The 18,887-nt window shown below is 61.7% G+C and carries 15 protein-coding genes; 9 read left to right on the top strand and 6 right to left on the bottom strand.

Going from position 1 to position 18,887, the window contains the following annotated elements:
- Positions 1-102: 102 nt before the first annotated feature.
- The 6 genes from HX866_RS01265 to HX866_RS01240 all read right to left on the bottom strand — a co-directional run bounded on the left by HX866_RS01265 (position 103) and on the right by HX866_RS01240 (position 5,331).
- Positions 103-879, bottom strand: a complete 777-nt coding sequence (locus tag HX866_RS01265; RefSeq protein ID WP_177093102.1) for an ABC transporter substrate-binding protein — start codon at positions 877-879, stop codon at positions 103-105.
- Between the two features lie 174 nt (positions 880-1,053).
- Positions 1,054-1,503 carry a molybdopterin synthase catalytic subunit MoaE gene (moaE, locus tag HX866_RS01260; protein ID WP_177093103.1) on the bottom strand — a complete coding sequence of 150 codons (450 nt, stop codon included), beginning with the start codon at positions 1,501-1,503 and terminating at the stop codon, positions 1,054-1,056.
- A 1-nt stretch (position 1,504) separates the two neighbouring features.
- Positions 1,505-1,747, bottom strand: coding sequence for a MoaD/ThiS family protein (locus HX866_RS01255; RefSeq protein WP_177105845.1), 243 nt, complete (start codon positions 1,745-1,747; stop codon positions 1,505-1,507).
- Complete coding sequence (gene moaC, locus HX866_RS01250; protein WP_177093105.1) at positions 1,744-2,217, bottom strand: cyclic pyranopterin monophosphate synthase MoaC; 474 nt, start codon at positions 2,215-2,217, stop codon at positions 1,744-1,746. Before moaC ends, HX866_RS01255 begins: the two co-directional genes overlap by 4 nt.
- 251 nt (positions 2,218-2,468) lie before the next feature.
- The gene (locus HX866_RS01245; RefSeq protein WP_177093106.1) at positions 2,469-3,863 is read right to left on the bottom strand and encodes a PhoH family protein; all 1,395 of its coding nucleotides are present in this window, start codon (positions 3,861-3,863) and stop codon (positions 2,469-2,471) included.
- A 343-nt stretch (positions 3,864-4,206) separates the two neighbouring features.
- Entirely contained in the window at positions 4,207-5,331 is a 1,125-nt protein-coding gene (locus HX866_RS01240; RefSeq protein WP_177137788.1) for a polysaccharide deacetylase family protein, read from the bottom strand.
- 127 nt (positions 5,332-5,458) lie between these two features.
- Here HX866_RS01240 and yaaA point away from each other — a divergent pair, with 127 nt between their 5' ends.
- The 9 genes from yaaA (at position 5,459) to HX866_RS01195 (ending at position 18,777) form a co-directional block, all read left to right on the top strand.
- Entirely contained in the window at positions 5,459-6,238 is a 780-nt protein-coding gene (yaaA, locus tag HX866_RS01235; protein WP_177126767.1) for a peroxide stress protein YaaA, read from the top strand.
- Between the two features lie 1,045 nt (positions 6,239-7,283).
- On the top strand, positions 7,284-8,600 hold the full coding sequence (locus HX866_RS01230; RefSeq protein WP_177093109.1) for a nucleotide sugar dehydrogenase: 1,317 nt from the start codon (positions 7,284-7,286) through the stop codon (positions 8,598-8,600).
- 201 nt (positions 8,601-8,801) lie between these two features.
- Entirely contained in the window at positions 8,802-10,283 is a 1,482-nt protein-coding gene (gene alg8 / locus HX866_RS01225) for a mannuronan synthase (RefSeq protein ID WP_371319206.1), read from the top strand.
- Between the two features lie 35 nt (positions 10,284-10,318).
- A complete protein-coding gene (locus HX866_RS01220) occupies positions 10,319-11,491 on the top strand; it encodes an alginate biosynthesis protein Alg44 (protein WP_177093110.1) in 1,173 nt (390 codons plus the stop codon).
- Positions 11,492-11,740: 249 nt separating this feature from the next.
- The gene (algK, locus tag HX866_RS01215; protein ID WP_177093367.1) at positions 11,741-13,102 is read left to right on the top strand and encodes an alginate biosynthesis TPR repeat lipoprotein AlgK; all 1,362 of its coding nucleotides are present in this window, start codon (positions 11,741-11,743) and stop codon (positions 13,100-13,102) included.
- On the top strand, positions 13,099-14,583 hold the full coding sequence (locus tag HX866_RS01210; RefSeq protein ID WP_177093111.1) for an alginate export family protein: 1,485 nt from the start codon (positions 13,099-13,101) through the stop codon (positions 14,581-14,583). The genes algK and HX866_RS01210 overlap by 4 nt, the downstream gene beginning before the upstream one ends.
- A complete protein-coding gene (algG, locus tag HX866_RS01205) occupies positions 14,583-16,199 on the top strand; it encodes a mannuronan 5-epimerase AlgG (RefSeq protein ID WP_256344791.1) in 1,617 nt (538 codons plus the stop codon). The genes HX866_RS01210 and algG overlap by 1 nt, the downstream gene beginning before the upstream one ends.
- Positions 16,200-16,210: 11 nt before the next feature.
- Positions 16,211-17,644, top strand: a complete 1,434-nt coding sequence (locus HX866_RS01200; protein ID WP_177093112.1) for an alginate O-acetyltransferase — start codon at positions 16,211-16,213, stop codon at positions 17,642-17,644.
- 11 nt (positions 17,645-17,655) lie between these two features.
- Positions 17,656-18,777, top strand: coding sequence for a mannuronate-specific alginate lyase (locus HX866_RS01195; protein WP_371318821.1), 1,122 nt, complete (start codon positions 17,656-17,658; stop codon positions 18,775-18,777).
- Positions 18,778-18,887 lie beyond the last annotated feature (110 nt).

Here is an 18,887-nt window from a genome sequence, read left to right as displayed (position 1 = left end):
TAGCGGTTTTGCGACTGCTTCGCAGCCGAGCGCGGGCAAGCCCGCTCGCCACAAGTCTCGACCAGACTTGAGACTATCGGAGTAACGTCAGTACTCCAGACATCAGTCGCCGTAGATATCCGACTTGAAGTACTTGCCCTCGATCTTCTGGTACTCGCCGCTCGCGCGCAGCCCGTCGATGGCCTTGTTCAACTTGCTCACCAGCTCGCCGTTACCCTTGCGCACCGCAATCCCGGCACCCTCGCCCACGTACTTCGGATCTTTCAGCTCCGGCCCGACAAAGGCGTAACCGGCGCCACGGGGCATCGAGAGGAAATCGTCCAGGGGGATGGTGTCGGCAAAGATCGCGTCCAGGCGCCCGGACGCCAGGTCCATATAGATCTCTTCGTTGTTGCTGTAGCGCATCACCTTGATGCCCAACGGCTCGAAGACTTCCGTGGCGTAACGGTCAGTGGTGGTGGAACGCTGCACACCGACGGTCTTGCCCTTGAGACTGGCGTACTGGTCATCCACCACGGCGCCTTTCTTCATCACCAGACGCGAGGAAGTGAAGTAGTACTTGTGGGTGAAATCCACCGACTTCTTGCGCTCGTCGGTGATGGTCATGGACGACAGCGCCGCGTCGATTTTCTTGACCTTCAAGGCCGGGATCAGACCGTCGAACTCGCCCTCGATCCATTCGCACTTGACCTTCATCTGCGCACACAAGGCGTTACCGATGTCGTAGTCAAAACCGACGATGGTGCCTTCGGCAGTTTTCGAGGCGAAGGGCGGGTAGGCCGCCTCGATGCCGATACGCAAGGTTGGCTCGGCGGCAAACGCACTGCTGCTGGCCAGTAGGCCCAAGGCCAGGCCGCTGATCAGGGTGAACTTCTTCATGCTGGAACTCCCGCTCTTTTATTTGAGGTGTTGTGGCAAGACAGTAGAAGGAAGACGAAAAGGCTATTTTGTACTTATAAGTCCATCGTGGACTTATAAGTACAATTCGTCAACGAACAAACGCGTGCACTCTGCCAGAAAGCCATGGGCAGATGAATGTTTGAGGGGGAGTCGCTACTTCCAGCGTTCTGCCGCTGCGTGATCGCTGGCGCGACCCTCGACCCAGCGCGGGCCGTCGGCGGTGTTTTCCTTTTTCCAGAACGGTGCCTGGGTTTTCAGGTAGTCCATGACAAAATTGCAGGCATCGAACGCCGCCTGGCGATGGGCACTGGTCACCCCGACAAACACGATGGGCTCACCCGGTTCCAGGGCGCCGATCCGGTGCAACACTTCCAGGCCGAGCAACGGCCAGCGCTCCCGGGCTTGCGCGACGATCTTGCCGAGGGCCTTTTCGGTCATCCCCGGATAATGCTCGAGGAACATCCCGGCCACTTCCCGTCCATCGTTGAAATCACGCACGTAGCCGACAAAACTCACCACCGCGCCGATCCCCAGGTTGGCGGCGTGCAAGGCATTGACCTCCGCCCCTGGATCGAACGCCTGCGCCTGCACCCGAATCGCCATCTCAGCCTCCGGTCACCGTGGGGAAAAACGCCACTTCATCGCCGTCGGCCAGTGGCTCGGCGAGTGAACAGAGATCCTCGTTGCGCGCGCACATCAGGTTCTGTTCGCCGAGGACTTCCATGCCTTCGCGCAGGAGCAGGCATCGACGGACATCATCGATACGGGCGAAATCCCCCTCCACCGTCAGTTCCTCCAGCCCAATGGCCTCGCGGTAGCGGGCAAAGAACTTCACCACGATCTTCATGGCGCATCCGCCAGGTAGTGGCCGCTCTTGCCGCCGAGCTTTTCCAGCAGGCAGACGTTTTCGATGATCATGCCGCGGTCCACCGCCTTGCACATGTCATAGATCGTCAGCGCCGCGACACTGGCCGCGGTCAACGCTTCCATCTCCACCCCGGTCTGCCCGGACAGCTTGCAGCGCGCGACGATGCGCACGGCATCCTCGCCGTCGGCGCTCAGCTCGACCTTGACGCTGGTGAGCATCAGGGGATGGCACAGGGGAATCAGGTCGGAGGTTTTCTTCGCCGCCTGGATACCGGCGATCCGCGCCACGGCGAACACATCGCCCTTGGGATGGCCGCCACTGACGATCATCCGCAGGGTTTCGGGCAGCATGCGCACGCGGGCCTGGGCCACCGCCTCGCGGAAGGTCACGGCCTTGTCGGTGACGTCGACCATATTGGCGCGACCTTGGGAATCGAGATGAGTCAGCACAGCGATACTCCTGATCAGGAGCGTCGATTGTAAACCTGCGGGTCAGGTTTGCGCATCCACCGCGGAATCTGTGTCTGGTGAAGTATTGATTGTGGGAGCCGGCTTGCTGGCGATGGGGCCCTTGAAGCTTGCATCGCCCGTGACGGCCTCATCGCTGGCAAGCCAGCTCCTACAGGGAACGTGGTGGCCTCGGGGAATTTGTATAGGCAATAAAAAGGGCGGCCGCTTGACCGCCCCGGGTTGTGGATAAGTTACAGGTGGGATTCGGCGTATTCGGCCAGGATCGAACGTGGCACGCCCTGCAGGGTGATGTGCACGCCGTTCGGGAAGTCCTTGAAGCGTTCGGTCAGGTAGGTCAGCCCGGAGCTGGTCGCGGACAGGTAAGGGGTGTCGATCTGTGCCAGGTTGCCCAGGCACACCACTTTGGAACCGGCGCCGGCACGGGTGATGATGGTTTTCATCTGGTGCGGCGTAAGGTTTTGACACTCGTCGATCAGGATCAGGCTTTGCTGGAAGCTGCGACCGCGGATGTAGTTCAGGGATTTGAACTGCAACGGCACCTTGCTGAGGATGTAGTCGACGCTGCCATGGGTGCTTTCGTCATCCATGTGCAAGGCTTCGAGGTTGTCGGTGATCGCCCCCAGCCAAGGCTCCATCTTCTCCGCCTCGGTGCCGGGCAGGAAGCCGATTTCCTGATCCAGGCCCTGGACGCTACGGGTCGCGATAATGCGCCGGTAGCGCTTGCTGACCATGGTCTGCTCGATGGCAGCGGCCAGGGCCAGGATGGTTTTCCCGGAACCGGCGGCGCCGGTCAGGTTGACCAGGTGGATATCCGGATCGAGCAAGGCGAACAGCGCCAGGCTCTGGTAGATGTCACGCGGTTTCAGGCCCCAGGCTTCCTGGTGCAACAGGGGTTCCTGATGCAGATCGAGAATCACCAGCACATCGGCGCGGATCTCCTTGACCCAGCCGACGAAGCCCTGCTCATCGATGATGAATTCGTTGACGTGCACCGCCGGCAGATTGTCGGTCAGTTGCACCTGATGCCAGGTGCGGCCATGGTCCTGGCGGGTCTCGACCTTGCTGACGCGGTCCCAGAACGAGCCGGGTACGTCGTGATAACCGTTGGGCAGCAGGGACACGTCGTCGACCAGTTGGTCGGTGCTGTAGTCCTCGGCCGCGATCCCGCAGGCGCGCGCCTTGAGGCGCATGTTGATGTCCTTGGTCACCAGGACCACGCGCAGGTCCTTGTCCCGCGCGTGCAGATCGATCAACTGATTGATGATGATGTTGTCGTTCAGGTGTTCGGGCAGCACCAGGTTCGGTTCGCTGCGCTTGCTCATCAGGATCGACAGCAAGCCCTTGGGGCCGCTCTTGCCACGCTGGATCGGCACGCCCAGCTCGACATCCTCGGGGCTGGCGTCGCCCAGGGTCTTGTCGATCAGGCGGATCGCCTGCCGGCATTCGGAGGCGACACTGTGATGACCACTCTTGAGCTTGTCGAGTTCCTCGAGCACGGTCATCGGGATGGCGACGTGGTGTTCTTCGAAATTGAGTAACGCGTTTGGATCGTGGATCAGTACGTTGGTATCGAGCACGTAAAGGATTGGCTGGTTGGAAGAAGGAGTGCGTCCGTGATCATCCATACTCGGTCACCTTTGTGGGAGCCATTCGACGCAATACCTTGACGGTGATGCGCCTCGAAGTGACCGCCGAATTCGCCTGAGAAGGGGCAGGCGCTCTGTGCACAAGTAGGGTCTTGTAAGACGCCACCTGTGTTGCAGGTTTCGGCGGTCTGACTCCGTAATACCGCAAAAGACATGACAGGAAAAAGCACTTTGACGTTTTTTTGAAGTTTATTTTTCAGGCTGACGAATAGCCCTTGGCGAGTGGCCCGCACACCGTTAAAGTCGGAAGTCCGCCTGTACTGAAATCATCCACTGATTTTTCCCCGACCCAGCAAATACGGGCACTTGGGGTTTCCCCCTTCTAACGAAACGCGTCCTTGCACTCCTTCCAGCCGATCCCGCTTTCGGCGGTCTGCTTGAGCAGCCAGGGTAATGCCATGCGCGCCTTGTCCTGGGTGTCATGAAACACGATGACGCCACGCCGCCAGAGCAGCATCAAGGTCATCACCCGCTGGGCGGACTGCTCGGCACTGAGTTTGCCGGTGGTATCCGCCGAATCGATGTCCCACAAGGCGACCTGCAAGTGCTGGGCCTTGAAAAAGGCCGCGCCGTCGGCCCGTCGCTGCCCGTAAGGCGGACGGAACAGCGCGGCATAGTTCTCCGGCAGGGCGTTCTGCACCAGCGCGACACTGCGCAGGATCGAGTCCTCCCAGTCCTGCCACTGACTGTGGGAGCGATATTGCCAACCTTCCACGCCCACGCATTGCTGGCGGTACAGCTCGCGCACCGCCGGCATCGAGGTCTTGTCGAGGCGCAACTGCATGGCATTGCCGAGGACAAAGAACAGGCCGCTCATCTTCTGTTTACGCAGGTAGTTGGTCAGTTCGTCGGTATTGCCCTGGGCCATCGTCGGCCCGCCGTCGAAGGTCAGCAGGAACAGCCGGTCGTTGAAACCTTCGCCATTGCGCTCGTGATCGCCCATCAGCTGGATTTCGCTGCTGGTCTGCGGCAATAGCGCGGCCAGACGCAGTTGCTCGTCCAGGTAACGTTCGTTGAAGGTCCGGGCCGGTTCAGCCCAGCGCACATAAAAGGAGTCCTCGGCGACCCGGAACTTGCCGGCGGCCTTTTGCAGGCTGTCCATGTCCACCACATAGAAGCAGAAGGACGCATCCTCGTCGCAGCTTTGCTGGGCGGCGTTGTAGCTGACCAGCAGGCGTTGCCACATGCGCTGGCGCACCGCGTCGATCGAGGTCATGTTGATCTGCTTGAGCCCCAGGCGCTTTTTCAGGGCCGGCTCGTCGAGCAGTTCACTGACCAGCAGCAGATGGGCGAACATCAGGATCTGCGCGCGCGAGGCGACATCGAACAGTGCCGGGCTGCTCAGCTGTTCGGGCCAGGTGCTGCGATCCAGGGTCGCGGGGTCGTTCGGCGCGGCAGCGGCCGCGAAACAGGCCAGCAGGGCCGAGAAGAAAAGAACGATGCGCAAAAGGGTGCCTCCATTTCAGAACCCGCCGCGCACTATAGCCGATCCTGTGCCGCCCCTATCGCCATCATAGGTGGAGTCAAACCGCCCAACCCCCTAGAATCCCCCGACGATTAAAGGAGACGACTTCATGCTGATGGTGATTTCCCCCGCCAAGACCCTCGATTTCGAAACACCGGCGGTGACCCAGCGTTTCACCCAACCGCAATACCTGGACCACTCCCAGGAGTTGATCGAGCAGTTGCGCACCCTCAGCCCGGCGCAGATCAGTGAGCTGATGCACGTCTCCGACAAGATCGGCGGCCTCAACGCCGCGCGTTTCGGCAGCTGGAACCCGGCGTTCACCCCGGACAACGCCAAACAGGCGCTGCTGGCGTTCAAGGGCGACGTCTATACCGGCCTCAACGCCGAAGACTTCGGCGACAGCGACTTCGACTACGCCCAGACCCACCTGCGCATGCTTTCCGGCCTCTATGGCCTGCTGCGCCCGCTGGACCTGATGCAGCCCTATCGCCTGGAAATGGGCACCAAGTTAGCCAATGCCCGGGGCAAGGACCTGTACGCTTTCTGGGGCACGCGCATCAGCGAGTGGTTGAATGAAGCCCTGGCCGCACAAGGCGACGACGTGCTGCTGAACCTGGCGTCGAACGAGTACTTCTCGGCGGTCAAACGTTCGGCATTGAACGCACGGATCATCAATACCGAATTCCGCGACCAGAAGAACGGCCAGTACAAGATCATCAGTTTCTACGCGAAAAAAGCTCGCGGGATGATGGCGCGGTTCGTGATTCGGGAACGCATCCAGAACCTGGAACAATTGAAGACGTTCGACGAACAAGGCTACCGGTTCAGCGCTGAACTCTCCAAGACGGACAACCTGGTGTTCTTGCGCGATCACGCGCCGGACTAAGGCCCGAACACCGACTTGTGGCGAGCGGGCTTGCCCGCGCTCGGCTGCGCAGCAGTCGTAAAACCGGACACCTCGCTGTGTCAGGCAGAACGAATTCTCTGGTTTTAGGGGAGCTTCGCACCCCAGCGCGGGCAAGCCCGCTCGCCACAAGACCGCGCTCGGCATGAACAGCCTTAACTGACTGGCATGAGGGCAAGCCCATTCGCCACCAAGTTGCAGACCTCTGTTACCCTGCCCCCACTCGGTGCACTACACGCAATGTGTAACGCCGACGAGCCACCTCAATACTCCTTCCCGCGACACCCAAAAAACCAATTATTTGACGTCAATAAATCGCCTGTAACAACCATGAAAATTCTTTCACTCGACATTTCAGATTTTTTTGAGTAGTGGCACCCGAAATTTTTTCCCATAGTGGCAAACAACCATCTCGGCACTTTTAATCCCTATAACTAAAGGGCGAAACAGAAAGTGCTATCAATATGAAAGCAGTGCCATCTTTCTCTCAATTTCCAAAAACCCGGGAAAACAGGATGAACGGACAGGAACTAATGTTCTAAGGTATTGCTCATACCACCGGTAACGATTCTCACATGGAATGTAAGAGATAACTTACACGGAAGCGGGATGACATGTTTAAGTTGCCATCAGCGACTTACAGCCGCAGCCCACGGTCTCAACTCAATGAACAAGGACAGGAGATACGCACCATTAATATCCCCTACAAAGCCAAGGCAGGCCCCCAGACAAAGCACTTGCGAGCGCTCTGCAACCCGTTGATCCACAAGGCCCTAACCTGGGCATGACAGGGCTGTAGACGCGCTCGCAAGGGTCTTCGTAAAGAAGGCCGGCCACATTCAAGGGCACGCCCCCTATAACAAGGCCACGTTGCGCACAACTTGAGTGCAGTTATTTAGCCACTCGGCACTTATATGCCTGCTCTCCGGGGTTCGACTGCTTTGAGTCTAACTTTCGAGCGCACCACGGTTACTTGCCACATTAACTTCGGCCATTTAATGGCGTGATTAAAATAGAGGTAAATGCAATGCGCATTAGCATATTCGGTTTGGGTTACGTCGGTGCAGTCTGTGCCGGTTGCCTGTCTGCACGGGGCCATGATGTGGTTGGCGTCGATATTTCCCAGGACAAGATCGACCTGATCAACAACGGCAAATCGCCGATTGTCGAACCCGGCCTGGAAGCCCTGTTGGCCCAGGGAATTGCCACCGGCCGACTGCGCGGCACCACCGACTTCGCCGAAGCGATTCGCGCCACCGACCTGTCGATGCTCTGCGTCGGTACGCCGAGCAAGAAGAACGGCGACCTGGAGCTGAACTACATCGAATCGGTGTGCCGCGAAATCGGTTTTGTCCTGCGCGACAAGACCTCCCGCCACACCATCGTCGTGCGCAGTACGGTACTGCCGGGCACCGTGAAAAACGTGGTGATCCCGATCCTCGAAGACTGCTCGGGGAAAAAAGCCGGGGTCGACTTCGGGGTCGCGGTCAATCCCGAGTTCCTGCGCGAGAGCACCGCGATCAAGGACTACGACTTCCCACCGATGACCGTGATCGGCGAATTCGACAGCGCCTCCGGCGACATCCTGCAAGCGCTCTACGAAGAACTCGACGCACCGATCATCCGCAAGGACATCGAAGTCGCCGAGATGATCAAGTACAGCTGCAACGTCTGGCATGCGACCAAAGTGACCTTCGCCAACGAGATCGGCAACATCGCCAAGGCCGTCGGCGTCGATGGCCGCGAAGTGATGGAGGTGGTCTGCCAGGACAAGACCCTCAACCTGTCCCAGTACTACATGCGCCCCGGCTTCGCCTTCGGCGGGTCCTGCCTGCCCAAGGACGTGCGCGCTCTGACCTACCGCGCCGGCTCCCTGGACGTGTCTTCACCGCTGCTCAACTCGCTGATGCGCAGCAACGAAAGCCAGGTGCAAAACGCCTTCGACCTCGTCGCCAGCCATGACAAACGCCGCATCGCCCTGCTCGGCCTGAGCTTCAAGGCCGGGACCGACGACCTGCGCGAAAGCCCGCTGGTGGAACTGGCGGAAATGCTGATCGGCAAGGGCTTCGACCTGAGCATCTACGACAAGAACGTCGAGTACGCCCGTGTCCACGGGGCGAACAAGGACTATATCGAGTCGAAGATTCCCCACGTGTCGTCCCTGCTCAACGCCGATTTCGACGAGGTCGTCGACAACAGCGACGTGATCATCCTCGGCAACCGGGACGAGCGCTTCCGCGCCCTGGCCGAGAACGCCCCCCACGGCAAACAGGTCATCGACCTGGTCGGCTTCATGTCCAAGGCCACCAGCACCAATGGCCGGACCGAGGGGATTTGTTGGTAACCCCACAGCAACCGCTGCGCGGTTGATCGCCAGCAAGCCGGCTCCCACAGGTCGGAGGTCGTTCATACCACCTCCTCCTGACGCAGCCACTGTAGGAGCCGGCTTGCTGGCGATGGCGTCCGCAAGGACGCCACCCAACGCCTGCCTTAACACCATCGGGCCCGCCGACAACCGCGCCCGAGACAGAGACGGATGCAGATTATGCACAGGCTAAAACACGGCCTCCTTCAGGCCGCCGGTTGGCTGTTCTACTTGAGTGTGTTGATGGGCCTGGCCTTGTTGCTGCCCACCTCGACCTTCGACGCCGACTCCAAGGACTTCATCTTCCTGGTCGGCGCCGTGGGCATCTGGCGCTATTCCATGGGCGCCACCCATTTCGTGCGCGGGATGATTTTTCTCTACATCGTCTACCCGCACCTGCGCCGCAAGGTGCGCAAGCTGGGCAAGGCCGCAGACCCGTCCCAGGTGTTCCTGATGGTCACCAGTTTTCGCATCGACGCGCTGACCACCGCCCAGGTCTACAGCTCGGTGATCCGCGAAGCCATCGACTGCGGCTTCCCCACCACCGTGGTCTGTTCCCTGGTGGAAATGTCCGATGAACTGCTGGTCAAGAGCCTCTGGGAAAAGCTCAACCCGCCGGAGCGGGTCAAGCTCGACTTCGTGCGCATCGCCGGTACCGGCAAGCGCGACGGCCTGGCCTACGGTTTCCGCGCCATCTCCCGCCACCTGCCGGACGACCGCGCCGTGGTCGCCGTGATCGATGGCGACACCGTGCTCAGCGAAGGCGTGGTGCGCAAGACCGTGCCCTGGTTCCAGCTGTTTGGCAATGTCGGCGGCCTGACCACCAACGAATTCTGTGAAGTGCGCGGCGGCTATGTCATGAGCGAATGGCACAAGCTGCGCTTCGCCCAGCGCCATATCAACATGTGCTCCATGGCCCTGTCCAAGCGCGTGCTGACCATGACCGGGCGCATGTCGGTGTTCCGTGCCAGCGTGGTCACCGACCCGGACTTTATCGCCGACGTCGAAAGCGACTCGCTGCAACACTGGCGCCTGGGCCGCTTCAAGTTCCTCACCGGCGACGATAAATCCAGCTGGTTCAGCCTGATGCGCCTGGGCTACGACACCTTCTACGTGCCCGATGCGGCGATCCACACCGTGGAACATCCGCCGGAAAAGAGCTTTATCAAATCCAGCCGCAAGCTGATGTACCGCTGGTACGGCAACAACCTGCGGCAGAACTCCCGGGCCCTGGGCCTGGGGATCCGGCGCCTCGGCCTGTTCACCAGCATCGTCCTGTTCGACCAGCGCGTGTCGATGTGGACCTCGCTGCTGGGGCTGACCGTGGCGCTGATCGCCAGCTTCAAATACGGCATCGCCTTCATCCTCGCCTACCTGCTGTGGATCGGCATTACCCGGCTGATCCTGACACTGCTGCTGGCCTGTTCCGGGCACAGCATCGGCCCGGCCTACCCGGCGATTCTCTATTACAACCAGATCGTCGGCGCGCTGATGAAGATCTACGTGTTCTTCCGCCTCGACCGTCAATCCTGGACCCGCCAGGACACCAAACTGAGCCGCGACCTCGCCAGCTTCCAAGGCTGGTTCAACACCTGGTCGTCTCGGACCATGACCTTCTCCGCCGGCAGCATCTTTGTCGCCGTGCTGATGACGATGGTCTGACTCGCCCACCCGAACCCGCGAATGGAGCCTTACCCATGAACTCTCAAGTCAATGCCAACGTCGTCCACGAATCCGAAGCCCAGCGTCAGCATGCGCGGGTGAAAATCCCGGCCAAGCTGCGTTTCTTCGGCAGCGAGAGCAAGCCCCTGGAGGTGCGGGTCGATGACCTGTCCGCCGGCGGCCTGAGCTTCAACGTCCCGCCGCAACAGGCGCTGAACCTCGGCGAGGTGTACAAGGGCCGCCTGCAATTCGTCATCGACAACCTCGGCCTGGCCATGGATGTCGAGTTGCAGGTGCGTGCCTATGATCGCCAGAGCGGCCGGGTCGGTTGCCAGTTCCAGAACCTGGAGCAGCAGGACATCGCCACCCTGCGCCACCTGATCACCTCGCACCTGTCCGGTGACATCGTCGGCATGGGCGATGTGCTTGCCACCCTGCAGCGCGACAACTTCACCAAGGCGCGCAAGAAGAAGGCCGACGGCAACGGCATGAGTCCGTTCGGTCGCCTGCGGGCCGTGACCTTCAGCCTCGGCATCTTCGTGGTCGGCCTCGCGGCGTTCGGTTTTGTCCTGAAATCGGTGTACGGCCTTTACTTCGTCAGCCATGCCCAGGCCGGCCTGGTCAGCGTGCCGGGCATGAACATCACCATGCCCCGGGACGGCACCGTGCAAAGCCTGATCAAGGAGGACGGCGTCGCCGCCAAGGGCGCCCCACTGGCGACCTTCAGCACCAGCATGCTCGATGTGCTCAAGGGCCATCTGGACGAAAACCAGTTGGAGCCGGCCAAGGTCGAGGAGCTGTTCGGCAAGCAGATGACCGGGACCCTGACCTCGCCTTGCGATTGCGTGGTGGCGCAGCAGTTGGTTGCCAACGGGCAGTACGCCAGCAAGGGCGATGTGATCTTCCAGTTGGTGCCGCGTAACAGCCAGGCGAATGTCGAGGCGCGCTTCTCCTATCGCCAATTCGGCGATGTGCGGCCGGGCACCCGGGTGAACTTCCAGATCGCCGGCGAGGAGCATGCGCGCCAGGGCAAGATCGTCAGCAGCACCAGCCTGAAGAGCACCGATTTGTCTTCCGATATCCGTGTGCTGATCAAGCCGGACGAAACCCTCGACAGTACCCTCGCCGGGCGTCCGGTGGAGGTCAGCAGCGACCGCGGGCCGAGCATGAATTGGCTGATCGACAAAGCCATGGCTGCCGGTCGGTAAGCGGGGGACATACCAGTGAACAATCGTCCTCCTTACGAGTGCCCTGCACTCGATCGCGAGCAAGCTTGCTCCTACAGCGAACGTGCCATATTCCGAGAGTGCGTCGGTGAGCGTGCAATGCAACGCGAGTGCGCCGTACACGGTGAGATTGTCGTACGCGCCAGCAACGACGACGCGGTCCCCTGTAGGAGCGAGCTTGCTCGCGAAAAATCGCCCGGCCACCGCTCTATCACGCTGTGCACCCTCGCCATGGCGATCAGCCTGGCCGGCTGCTCCGGCCTGCCCGACCAACGCCTGGCCAACGAAGCCCTCAAGCGCGGTGACACTACCGTGGCCGAGCAAAACTACCGCCAACTGGCAGACCTGGGCTATACCGAGGCGCAAGTCGGTCTCGCCGATATCCAGGTGGAAAGCCGCGACCCGGCGCAAATCAAACTGGCGGAAGCCACCTACCGCGCCGCCGCCGACACATCGCCCCGTGCCCAGGCCCGCCTCGGCCGCTTGCTGGTGGCCAAACCCGGCGCCAGCGAGGCCGAGCACCGCGAAGCCGAAGGCCTGTTGAAAAAAGCCTTCGCCAACGGTGAAGGCAACACCCTGATCGCCCTGGCGATGCTCTACCTGCAATTCCCGCAAAGCTTCCCCGACGTCAATGCCCAGCAGCAGATCAGCCAATGGCGCAGCGCCGGCTACCCGGAAGCGGGCCTGGCCCAAGTGCTGCTCTACCGCACCCAGAACACCTACGACCAGCACCTCGACGAGGTGGAAACAATCTGCAAGGCCGCACTCAACAGCAGCGACATCTGCTACGTCGAACTGGCCACCGTCTACCAGAAGCGCGCCCAACCAGAGCAACAGGCCGCCCTGCTCAAGCAACTGCAAGCCGCCTACAGCCGTGGCGCCGTCGGGGCCCAACGGGTCGACAGCGTCGCCCGCGTGCTCAGCGACGCGAGCCTCGGCCAGCCGGATGAAAAGACCGCGCAAGCGCTGCTCGAACAGATCGCCCCCGGCTACCCGGCATCCTGGGTCAGCCTGGCGCAACTGCTCTACGACTTCCCCGCCCTCGGCGACGTCAAGCAGATGATGGAATACCTGGACAACGGTCGCGCCGCCGACCAGCCCCGCGCCGAGCTGCTGCTGGGCAAACTCTACTACGAAGGCAAATGGGTGCCGGCGGACGCCAAACAGGCCGAAGCACATTTCCAGAAAGCCGTCGGCCAGGAAGTCGCCGCCGATTACTACCTGGGGCAAATCTATCGCCGTGGCTACCTCGGCCAGGTCGACTCGCAAAAGGCCCTCGACCACCTGCTCAAGGCCGCCCGCAATGGCCAGAACAGCGCCGACTTCGCCATCGCCCAACTGTTTTCCCAGGGCCGTGGCACCCGACCCAACCCGCTCAACGCCTATGTTTTCAGTCAGTTGGCCAAGGTCCAGGACACGCCCCTGGCCAATGAGCTGGCCCAACAACTCGACGCCCAACTGCCGCCGGCCCAACGCCCCGACGCCCAGCGCCTGCTGCAACAGGAGCAGCGCCTGCGCGGGACCCTGAGCCGCAATCCGCTGGACCTGCAACAAGTCTTGCAGGAAGGCGATCGCGAGGAAAAAACCTTATGACACTCAATCCTTTCGTGAAGGCCGGGATTGGCCTGAGCTGCGCCCTGCTCTGGTCCTGCCCGAGCCTGGCGGCGATCACCGAGACCCAGAACTTCGGCCTCGAAGTGAAAATCACTGGCCAATCCGAAGACGACCGCGACCTCGGCACCCTCAACGGCGGCAAGGCCAACGGCATCGGCCTGGACCTGCGGCCCTGGGCCTACGGCGAGCGCGGCAACTGGAGCGCCTACGCCATGGGCCAGGCGGTGACCGCCACCGACATCATCGAGACCGACACCCTGCAACAGTCCGATAGCAGCCAGGACACCTCGAGCAACGACGCGCGCAAACCGGACAAGAGCTACCTGGCCCTGCGCGAATTCTGGGTCGGCTACAAGGGCCTGACGCCCTACCCCGGCGAGCTCCTCAAGGTCGGCCGCCAGCGCCTGCGCAATGACGACGGGCAATGGCGCGACACCAATATCGAAGCCCTGAACTGGACCTTCGACACCACCCTGCTGCGGGCCAACCTGGGCACCGCCGAGCGTTTCAGCGAGTACCGCACCGACCTCACGGAACTGGCGCCCAAGGACAAGGACCGCCTGCATGTCTACGCCGACGCGTCCTACCAGTGGACGCCCGGGCAATGGGTCGGCGTGCGCGCCCACCACACCCACGACGACGGCAGGCTCGACTACCCGACACCCGGTGTCGCCGCCGACCCGCTCGACAAACGGGAAAACGGCGACCTGACCTGGCTCGGCCTCGAAGCCAACAGCGACGCCTACAACTTCAGAAACACCAACACCGTCAACTACTGGGCCAGCCTGACCGGCATGAGCGGCCACCGCGACAGCGTCAACCCGCTCAACGCCGACGGCAGCCAGCCGGCGCAAGCCACGCAGAACAGCCATATCAACGGCTGGGCCACCGACCTGGGCATCCGCCTGCGCCTCGACCCGAACTGGCAGGTCGGCGCCGCCTATGCCCGCGCCAGCGGCGACTACGAACAGAACGGCCTGGAAAGCAATCGTTCGAACTTCACCGGTACCCGTTCGCGGACCCACCGTTTCGGCGAAGCCTTTCGCGGTGAATTGAACAACCTGCAGACCGCCACCCTGTTCGGCTCCTGGCAGTTGCGCGAGGACTACGACGCCAGCCTGATCTACCACAAGTTCTGGCGTGTCGACGGGCACAAGGACGTCGGCAGCAACGGCATCAACGCCGTGCAGAACACCTATGACGACGCCACCGACGCCCTGCTCTCCAGCACCTCGCTGCCGTTGCAAGATGGCAAGACCGACATGGGCCAGGAAGTCGATCTGGTGCTGACCAAGTACTTCAAACAGGGCCTGCTGCCCGCCGCCCTGAGCCAATCCATCGACGAACCTTCGGCGCTGGTGCGCTTTCGCGGCGGCGTGTTCAAGCCCGGCGATGCCTACGGCAAGAGCGTCGATTCCTATATGCACCGCGCGTTTGTCGACGTGATCTGGCGCTTCTGATGCCGACCGCCAAGGGAGTGACCGAGATGAACCACAGCGCCCTGCAAGGCTCGTTCAGCGTATTGGCCGGCGCCCTGCTGCTGGCCAGCAGCGCGGCCTTTGCCAACGTTGAAGCGCCGCTCGCGAAAACCGCGCACGCACCGACCCTGGCCAAGGAACTGCAACAGGCCAAGACCTACACCGTCAGCAGCGCGCCGACCGAGCCGCTGCACCTGGACAAACCAACACTGCCGGACCTGAGCGGCTACACCGCCGAGGCCGTCGCGGCGAAGATCGTGCGCAGCAAGCCGGGCAAGATCAGCGTGCGGCGGATGATGCAGGAAGATGCCCTGAAGGACTTTATCGGCGGCGACAACAAGATGGCCGAGTGGGTGGTGCGCCAGCACGGCATTCCCCAGGCGATCTTCATCGACGACGGCTATATCAACCTCAAGGAACTGACCCGCACGCTGCCCAAGCAGTACATCAGCGAAACCTCGCCGGGGGTGTTCCTGGCCAGGTTGCCGATCGTGGTCGGACGCAAGGGCATCCTTGAAATCGACCAGCAAACCCAGGAACTGCGCCTGTCCCAGGAAGGCGGTGCGTTCCTGGTCAACGACGGACAGCTGTTTATCCGTGACACCCGGGTGACCGGCTGGCGCGAAGCCGACAACGGCCCCGCCACCTTCCGCTCGCCCAAGGAATTCCGCCCGTTCCTGCTGGCCTGGGGCGGCACCGAGACCTATATCGTCAATAGCAAAATGGCCAGCTTCGGTTATGCCAACAGCAAGTCCTATGGCGTGAGTATTTCCCAGTACACGCCGAACATGGCCCAGGTGCTCAAGCGGCCCGAACCGACCGGCTGGATCCTCGGTTCCGAGTTCTCGGACATGTGGTACGGCTTCTACTGCTACGAGACCCGCGACTTCGTCCTCAAGGGCAATACCTACCGCGACAACATCGTCTACGGCATCGACCCCCACGACCGCTCGCACCGGCTGATCATCGCCGACAACAGCGTATACGGGACGAAGAAGAAGCACGGCATCATCATTTCCCGGGAAGTGAACGACAGCTTCATCTTCAACAACCGCAGCTACGACAACCACCTCTCGGGCCTGGTGATCGACCGTAACAGCGTCAACAACCTGATCGCCTACAACGAGATCTACCAGAACCACACCGACGGCATCACCCTCTACGAGAGCGCCGACAACCTGATCTACGCCAACAAGGTCATGGCTAACCGGCGCCACGGCATCCGGATCCGCAACAGCGTGAATATCCGCCTGTACGAGAACATCTCCATGGCCAACGGCCTGACCGGGGTCTACGGCCACATCAAGGACCTGAGCGACACCGACCGCGACATAAGGCTCGACCCCTTTGATGCCGAGGTCTCGCTGATCGTGGTCGGCGGTGAACTCGCCGGCAACGGCAGCGGCCCGCTGTCCATCGACTCGCCGTTGAGCATCGAGCTGTACCGCGTGTCGATGCTCGCCCCGGCGAAAAACAGCGGCATCAGCTTCACCGGGATTCTGGGCGATCGCCAGGATGAAATTCTCGACCTGCTGGTGCGCCAGCAGAAAGCCGTGCTGATCGACCCCGTCGAACGCCAGACGCCCCTGCGGGATTGAGGACAACCTTTATGAACCCACATCTGATCAAACTGCTCGGCCTGTCGGGCCTCGCCGCGGCGATCTTCGCCGCCAGCGGCAGCCTCAAGGCCGAGGAAGTCCAGGCGCCGAGCTTCAGCGCCGAGCCCTGCTGCAGCCTGTGCCCGGCAGCCCATGACGCGAAAAACTACGTCAGCCGCTACCAGCAGAACTTCACCACCCTGGTCCAGGCCCAGGGCGACTGGCTGTTCCGCACCCAGGAAGACCTGCGCACCGAGTTCGACACCACACCGTCCGGCTACCGACGCCTGCAACAACTGCACGATGCCTTCAAGAGCAGGGGCGTCGAGTTGGTGGTGGTCTACCAGCCGACCCGTGGCCTGGTGGACCGCAACAAACTGTTCCCGGCCGAACGCGCCAAGTTCGACTATGAAAAAGCCCTGGGCAACTACCAGGCCATGCTCGGACGCTTCGCCAGAATGGGCTACCACGTGCCTGATCTGTCACCGCTGACCAACGAGCAACAGGCCCACGATTTCTACTTCCGCGGCGACCAGCACTGGACCCCGTACGGTGCCGAGCGCACCGCGAAGATCGTCGCCGAGACCGTGAAAAAGATCCCGGGTTTTGCCGAGATTCCCCAGCGTGAATTCGAGACCAAGGTCTCCGGACGCATGGGCAAGACCGGCACCCTGCACAACATGGCCGGCCAACTGTGCGGCACCAGCTACGCGATCCAGTACATGGAACAGTTCAGCACCGAGCCCAAGGGCGAAGCGGCGGACGGTGACCTGTTCGGCGATGCCGGCAACCCGCAGATCACCCTGGTGGGCACCAGCCACAGCGGCAAGAACTACAACTTCGCCGGCTTCCTGGAACAGTACATCGGTGCCGACATCCTCAACGTCGCCTTCCCCGGCGGCGGCCTGGAAGGTTCGATGTTGCAGTACCTGGGCAGCGAAGCGTTCCAGAAGACCCCGCCGAAGATCCTCATCTGGGAATTCTCGCCGCTGTATCGCCTGGACCAGGAAACCATCTACCGGCAGATGATGTCGCTACTCGACAACGGTTGCGAAGGCAAAAACGCCGACATGACGGCCAGCACCACGGTCAAACCGGGCAAGAACGAACTGCTGGTCAACAGCAACAACCGCGACCTGCGCAACCGCGCACACCAGGTCGACATCCGCTTCGCCGACACCTCGGTGAAAACCCTGCACGCCACCCTCTGGTACATGAACGGGCGCCACGAGGACATCAAGATCGAGAAACCGCAAACCTCCGAGACGGATGGACGTTTCGCCTTTGAGTTGCGCACCGACGAAGACTGGGCCGAGCAGAACCTGCTGGCCGTCGAAGTCCAGGGCCCGGAAGCCGGCGGCGCCCCGCAACAAGTCGAGGCGAAGATCTGCAAACGCAACGTATTCCCCAGCGCCGAGCCCCACGTGGCACAGGCCGGGTTATGAGGAGCCTACCGATGAAACTGCGCACACTGCTTGCCCCTTCACTGCTCGGCCTGGCGATGCTCGCCGGTTCCGTCCAGGCCGCTGCGCCGCTGCGTCCGCCCCAGGGTTACCTGGCCGCCGTCGACAAGTTCAAGAGCGGCGACAACAGCGATGGCTGTGACACCATGCCCCCGCCCTACACCGGCTCGTTGCAGTTCCGCAGCAAATACGAGGGTTCCGACAAGGCCCGCTCGACCCTGAACGTGCAGTCGGAAAAGGCCTTTCGCGACACCACTTCCGACATCACCAAGATGGAGCGCGGTACCAGCAAGCGGGTGATGCAGTTCATGCGTGACGGTCGCCCGGAAGAGTTGAACTGCACCCTGAACTGGCTGACCGCCTGGGCCCAGGCCGACGCGCTGATGTCCAAGGACTTCAACCACACCGGCAAGTCCATGCGCAAATGGGCGTTGGGCAGCATGGCTTCGGCCTATATCCGCCTGAAGTTCTCCGACTCCCATCCGCTGGCGACCCACCAGAAGGAAGCGCAACAGATCGAGGCCTGGTTCAGCCAGCTGGCCGACCAGGTGATCAGCGACTGGGACAACCTGCCGCTGGAAAGAACCAACAACCACTCGTACTGGGCGGCCTGGTCGGTGATGGCGACCGCCGTCGCCACCGACCGTCGCGACCTGTTCGACTGGGCGGTGAAGGAATACAAGGTCGGCGCCAACCAGGTCGATGCGCAAGGCTTCCTGCCCAACGAACTCAAGCGTCAGCAGCGGGCCTTGGCTTATCACAACTATGCATTGCCGCCCCTGGCGATGATCGCCAGCTTTGCCCTGGCCAACGGCGTCGACCTGCGCCAGGAAAACAATGGCGCGCTCAAACGCCTGGGTGACCGGGTGCTGGCCGGGGTCAAGAACCCCGCGGAGTTCCAGGCCAAAAACGGCAAGGAACAGGACATGACCGACCTCAAGGTCGACTCGAAATTCGCCTGGCTGGAGCCCTTCTGCACGCTCTACACCTGCCCGCCGGAAGTGATCGAACACAAGCATGCGATGCAGCCGTTCAAGACCTTTCGCCTGGGCGGCGACCTGACCAAGGTCTACGACCCGGCGCATGAGAAGGGCAACAAGAACGGTACTGAGTAAACGCGAACTCATTGTGGTGAGGGGGCTTGCCCCCGTTGGGGTGCGAAGCGCCCCTAGATCCAGACGGCGCGGAGTATCAGCCAGGTCGGTGTGAACGGTTTTACGGCCGC

It is taken from the genome of Pseudomonas gingeri, from assembly GCF_013386165.1.
Lineage (GTDB): Bacteria > Pseudomonadota > Gammaproteobacteria > Pseudomonadales > Pseudomonadaceae > Aquipseudomonas > Aquipseudomonas gingeri_C.
This window is presented reverse-complemented; position numbering and strand designations above follow the sequence as displayed.

Bases quoted from the DNA above. Each gene is read 5' to 3' on its own strand.
- HX866_RS01230 (WP_177093109.1), top strand. From the start codon at position 7,284: ATGCGCATTAGCATATTCGGTTTGGGTTACGTCGGTGCAGTCTGTGCC.
- algK (WP_177093367.1), top strand. From the start codon at position 11,741: ATGGCGATCAGCCTGGCCGGCTGCTCCGGCCTGCCCGACCAACGCCTG.
- alg8 (WP_371319206.1), top strand. From the start codon at position 8,802: ATGCACAGGCTAAAACACGGCCTCCTTCAGGCCGCCGGTTGGCTGTTC.
- HX866_RS01200 (WP_177093112.1), top strand. From the start codon at position 16,211: ATGAACCCACATCTGATCAAACTGCTCGGCCTGTCGGGCCTCGCCGCG.
- HX866_RS01220 (WP_177093110.1), top strand. From the start codon at position 10,319: ATGAACTCTCAAGTCAATGCCAACGTCGTCCACGAATCCGAAGCCCAG.
- HX866_RS01210 (WP_177093111.1), top strand. From the start codon at position 13,099: ATGACACTCAATCCTTTCGTGAAGGCCGGGATTGGCCTGAGCTGCGCC.
- HX866_RS01195 (WP_371318821.1), top strand. From the start codon at position 17,656: ATGAAACTGCGCACACTGCTTGCCCCTTCACTGCTCGGCCTGGCGATG.
- HX866_RS01255 (WP_177105845.1), bottom strand. From the start codon at position 1,747: ATGAAGATCGTGGTGAAGTTCTTTGCCCGCTACCGCGAGGCCATTGGG.
- HX866_RS01265 (WP_177093102.1), bottom strand. From the start codon at position 879: ATGAAGAAGTTCACCCTGATCAGCGGCCTGGCCTTGGGCCTACTGGCC.
- moaE (WP_177093103.1), bottom strand. From the start codon at position 1,503: ATGGCGATTCGGGTGCAGGCGCAGGCGTTCGATCCAGGGGCGGAGGTC.
- algG (WP_256344791.1), top strand. From the start codon at position 14,583: ATGCCGACCGCCAAGGGAGTGACCGAGATGAACCACAGCGCCCTGCAA.
- HX866_RS01245 (WP_177093106.1), bottom strand. From the start codon at position 3,863: ATGGATGATCACGGACGCACTCCTTCTTCCAACCAGCCAATCCTTTAC.
- yaaA (WP_177126767.1), top strand. From the start codon at position 5,459: ATGCTGATGGTGATTTCCCCCGCCAAGACCCTCGATTTCGAAACACCG.